Annotated in this window: 5 protein-coding genes and 1 pseudogene; 4 read left to right on the top strand and 2 right to left on the bottom strand. The window is 69.9% G+C overall.

Annotated features, from left to right (window positions below):
- The 4 genes from NA4_RS37365 to NA4_RS37350 all read left to right on the top strand — a co-directional run.
- A partial coding sequence (locus tag NA4_RS37365; protein ID WP_067480802.1) for an endolytic transglycosylase MltG occupies nt 1-1,278 on the top strand: 1,278 nt, incomplete at its 5' end.
- Nucleotides 1,268-2,095: a shikimate dehydrogenase gene (locus NA4_RS37360; protein ID WP_067480799.1), complete on the top strand. Its 828-nt coding sequence runs from the start codon at nt 1,268-1,270 to the stop codon at nt 2,093-2,095. The genes NA4_RS37365 and NA4_RS37360, both read left to right, overlap by 11 nt.
- 82 nt (nt 2,096-2,177) lie before the next feature.
- Nucleotides 2,178-2,432 carry a hypothetical protein gene (locus NA4_RS37355; RefSeq protein ID WP_245671782.1) on the top strand — a complete coding sequence of 85 codons (255 nt, stop codon included), beginning with the start codon at nt 2,178-2,180 and terminating at the stop codon, nt 2,430-2,432.
- 50 nt (nt 2,433-2,482) lie between these two features.
- Nucleotides 2,483-2,962 (top strand): B-4DMT family transporter, encoded by a 480-nt coding sequence (locus NA4_RS37350; RefSeq protein WP_245671781.1) that lies wholly within the window; start codon nt 2,483-2,485, stop codon nt 2,960-2,962.
- Nucleotides 2,963-3,048: 86 nt separating this feature from the next.
- Here the strand turns inward: NA4_RS37350 and aroB are convergent, their stop codons facing one another.
- Both aroB and NA4_RS42295 read right to left on the bottom strand, forming a co-directional pair.
- Complete coding sequence (gene aroB, locus NA4_RS37345; RefSeq protein WP_067480791.1) at nt 3,049-4,170, bottom strand: 3-dehydroquinate synthase; 1,122 nt, start codon at nt 4,168-4,170, stop codon at nt 3,049-3,051.
- Nucleotides 4,167-4,422, bottom strand: a pseudogene (locus NA4_RS42295) (shikimate kinase); the annotation flags it as partial. The gene aroB and the pseudogene NA4_RS42295, both read right to left, overlap by 4 nt.

The raw sequence follows: 4,422 nt of genomic DNA, 5'->3' as shown, positions 1-4,422 counted from the left end.
CGCCCGAAGGCCGCTCGGCAGGAGACGTCGCGCCGCCCGAAGCGTGTCCAGCCGGAAAGTCGCACCCGATCGCGGCGCGGCAGGCGTTCCCGCGCTGCCTCGCGCAAGGCCGTCCAGCGCAAGCGACGGCGCAGGAACCTATGGATGGTCGCCGGCGTCTTCGTGCTCCTGTTCGCCGGCGCCGCGATTTTCGCGGGAATGAAGCTCGTCGACAGCCTCGGCGCCCCGGACGACTACGCCGGTCCGGCCGGACCTCTGGTGGTGGTGCAGGTGCATCCCGGCGACACCTCGCAGCAGATCGCGGCGACCATGGTCGAGCGTGGTGTGGTGGCGAGCACGGGCGCGTTCTATGAAGCGGCCGTGCGCAATTCGAGCATGAACACGGTGCAGCCCGGCTTCTACGCCATCCCCAGCCGCAGCCCCGCCGCGGAGGCGGTGTCCGCCCTGGTCGGCAAGCAGTCGAGGGTCGGGAACCTGGTTGTCTCCGAGGGACGGCTGCTGCACGACCAACACGACATGAGCACCGGTGGGCGGTATGACGGCATCTACCGCAAGATCGCGGAGGCCAGCTGCATCGGCACCGGCGCCGACCAGAAGTGCATGACCTACGAACAGCTCGATGCCGCGGGCGCGAGTCTGGACCTGTCTGCGCTCGGGGTGCCCGCGTGGGCAGTGCAGGGTGTCAAGGACTGCCCGGACCGGACACGGCAGCTGGAAGGCCTCATCGCCGCAGGCACTTGGGATTTCGATCCGAGCGGGACGCCGGAGCAGATCCTGCGGCAACTGGTGTCCGCGAGCGCCGCGAGCTATGAATCCACCGGACTGCTGCAGTCCGGCGCCGACACGAAACTGACGCCGTATGAGACGCTGGTCGCCGCCTCGCTGGTGGAACGAGAGGCGAAACCCCAGGACATGGGCAAGGTGGCCCGGGTGATCGTGAACCGGCTGCGGGTCGATCAGATGCTGCAGTTCGACTCGACGGTGAACTACACCCTGGATCGCACCGAGGTGGCGACCACCGACGCCGACCGCGCCCAGGAAACCGCCTGGAACACCTATGCGATGCGTGGCCTGCCCCAGACCCCGATCGCCGCGCCGTCGTTGAACGCGTTGCGTGCCATGGAGAATCCGGAGCCGGGGCCGTGGCTGTACTTCGTGACCGTCGACAAGCAGGGCACCACCATGTTCACCGACGACTATCAGGAGCATCTGCGCCTGATCGCCCGGGCGCAGCGCAGCGGCATTCTCGACAGTTCCAGGGACAACGGTGGGCGATAGTCGCAAGGCGGCGGTGCTCGGCAAGCCGATCGCGCACTCGCGATCGCCACAGCTGCACCTGGCCGCGTACCGGGCGCTCGGGCTCAATTGGAGCTACGAGCGCATCGAATGCTCGGCCGAGCAGCTGCCCGGGTTGGTCGACGGGCTCGGGCCGGAATGGGTCGGGCTCTCGGTGACCATGCCCGGTAAGGAAGCGGCGCTGGCCTACGCGGATGAGCGCACCGACCGGGCCGTGCTGGTCGGATCGGCCAATACCTTGGTCCGCAGCGGCGCAGGCTGGCTGGCCGACTGCACCGACGTGGACGGTGTGCTCGGCGCGCTCCGCGGCGGTGGTGTCACCAGCGTGACCGAGGGCGTGGTGCTGGGCGCGGGCGGCACCGCGCGGCCCGCCCTGCTGGCATTGGCGGAGCTGGGCGCGAAGTCGGTGACCGTGGTCGCGCGGGACGCCGGACGGGCACGCGGTGCGCTGGACCTCGCCGAGCGGCTGGGAATGACCGCGTCGTCGGCCGGATTCGATGCCGGGCCGCTCGCTGCGGTATGCGCGGCGGCAGGGGCCGTGGTGAGCACAATTCCCGCGACGGCGGCTGCGGCCGTCGCGGCTCCGGTGGCAGCGGCCCCGGTTGTCCTCGACGCGATCTACAACCCGTGGCCGACACCGCTGGCCGAGGCGGTGGCGCGGGCCGGGCACACGGTGGTCAGCGGTCTGCAGATGCTGCTGAATCAGGCCTACGGGCAGGTCGAGCTGTTCACCGGGCAGCCTGCACCACGCGCTGAGATGGCGGCCGTACTGGACGAGGCGCATCGACCCGAGAACTGATCCGGGGCCGGCCACGCTCTTCCGCTGCCGTGACCGCCGTATTATGCTGCTGTCCAATGCATTTCAACGGGAGGGGAGTGTTGTGTTCATTCGCATAGGGGTCACCGCCGCGATGGCGATCGCCGCGTCCGCGTTCGTGTTCGGCGGACAGTCGGCGGCAAAAGCCGAAGGCTGCGCGTCGGCGCAGCCGACCTGGGGGTTCCACTGCGTGCCTTCGGCGTCGAACGTCTCGCTGGCGAGCTGCCTGAAGGACGCTCCGCTCTGGAATGATCGGGCGCAGTGCGTTCCGCGGGACGACGGTAGCGGCAGGTACGACCTTTGGGTTCCGTCGAACTGAGACACCCAGCTCCATAGGCGCTACCACGAAACACAGCTATGGTGTTTCGCATGAATTCTTGGTTGCTGCGGGCCGTCGTGCTCGGCGCGCTGGTAGTCGCGATGCGGACCGTGCTCGGCTTCGCGATGGTGTACTGGCCGACACACGGCGCAGTGATGCGCATTCTGTGCCTGATTGTGCTGCTCGCGGCCATCGTGGCCTGGGGTGTGCTCGACGGCCGCAGGGACCGTGCCACCACCCCCGACCCGGAACGAGGAGCCGATCTGACCCTGTTCTGGCTGAAAGCGGCGGTCGCGGGTGGTGTCGGCAGCGGTCTGGTCGCCTGGATGCTGGACTGGCTGCCCCGGTTCGATCTCGGCGACAACGGCCTGCTCTTCGAAGTGACGGCGGGCGCGTCGTTCATCATCCTGCTGATCTTCGTGCCCGCGCTGATCGGCGTCGGCATCGGGCGCATGCTGGCCGAGCGGCAGGGCGGCAAGGGCCGGTCCACGCCGCCGTCGATATTGTCCGCCGCGGGCAGCGCGGTCTGAGCCGACGACGAACGGCGCCCTGAGTGGGGCCGCCGTTCGCATATCCGGAGCAGTGCGCAGGGCCCGCCCCCGCGACCGGAACCGGCCTAGAGCAGAACCGCGCCGCCGCTGGGGCTGTCCTCGCGAGCGATCGCCGAGTACGCGGCCGCCAGCAGGGTCGGATCCGGCCCTTCCAGGCGACCGGGCTTTGCCAGGCCGTCGAGCACAACGAAGCGCAGCACGCCGGAGCGGGTCTTCTTGTCGGTCTGCATCGCGTCCAGCAACTGGGGCAGCGCGTCGGCGTCGTAGCTGGTCGGCAACCCGACGGCGGACAGAATAGTGCGGTGCCGGTCGGCGGTGGCGTCGTCGAGGCGTCCCGCGAGACGGCCGAGCTCGGCGGCGAAGACCAGACCGACGGAGACCGCCGCGCCGTGCCGCCAGCGGTAGCGCTCCCGCCGTTCGATCGCGTGGCCGAGGGTGTGGCCATAGTTGAGGATCTCGCGGAGGCTGGACTCCTTCAGGTCCGCCGCCACGACGTCGGCCTTCACTTGGATCGCGCGGCGGATCAGTTCGGGCAGCACGTCACCGGCCGGATCCAGGGCTGCCTCCGGATCACGCTCCACGAGGTCGAGGATCACCGGATCGGCGATGAAACCGGCCTTGATGATCTCGGCCATGCCCGCCACGATCTCGTTGCGCGGCACCGTTTCCAGCGTGGCCAGGTCGACCAGTACGGCCGCGGGTTCGTGGAAGCAGCCGACGAGGTTCTTGCCCGCCTCGGTGTTGATGCCGGTCTTGCCGCCGACCGCCGCGTCGACCATGGCGAGCAGCGTGGTGGGCACATGCACGATCCGCACGCCGCGCATCCAGGTGGCGGCGACGAAACCGGTCAGATCGGTCGCCGCGCCGCCGCCGAGGCTGACCACGACGTCGTTGCGGGTCAGGCCGATGCGCCCGAGCACCTCCCAGCAGAACCCGGCGACGGCGAGGTCTTTGCCCGCCTCGGCGTCCGGGATCTCGATCCGGTGGGCGTCGATGCCGGTGTCGGCCAATGCCTTCCGCACCACCTCGGCGGTCTCGGCGAGCGGCGGCTGGTGGAAGATCGCCACCGTGCGCACGCCCGTGGCCGCGCCGGTGACCGACTCGACGAGTTCACCGAGCAACCCGCGGCCGATGATCACCGGGTACGGGTCGGCGGTCCGGACTTCGAGACGACTCGGCTCTGTCACGTGGCTTGCTCCGATTCTGTTGGTGCTGTTGTCGACTGCTGCCGTGCCCGGGCGCGGGCACGTCGTGCGCGGGCACGCCTGGTTCGGCCGCCTGCTGACGGGTCACCAGTGCCCGCCCCGCCGGCGGCATCGGGTTCACTCGTGGCGGCCCTGCGGGTGCGACGGACACGGGCGGTGGCGGTGGTGCCGGGCTCCTGCGCCGGACCGGCGGCGGTATCGGTGGTCTCGCCTTGCTCGGCGGCCCTGCGCCGA

This window comes from Nocardia amamiensis NBRC 102102, from assembly GCF_001612745.1.
In the GTDB taxonomy this organism is placed as follows: Bacteria; Actinomycetota; Actinomycetes; order Mycobacteriales; family Mycobacteriaceae; genus Nocardia; species Nocardia amamiensis.
The sequence above is the reverse complement of the archived record's forward strand: the minus strand, read 5'-3'. Positions and strand labels throughout refer to the sequence as shown.

Coding starts and splice junctions, on each gene's coding strand:
- NA4_RS37350 (WP_245671781.1), top strand. CDS start 2,483: ATGAATTCTTGGTTGCTGCGGGCCGTCGTGCTCGGCGCGCTGGTAGTC.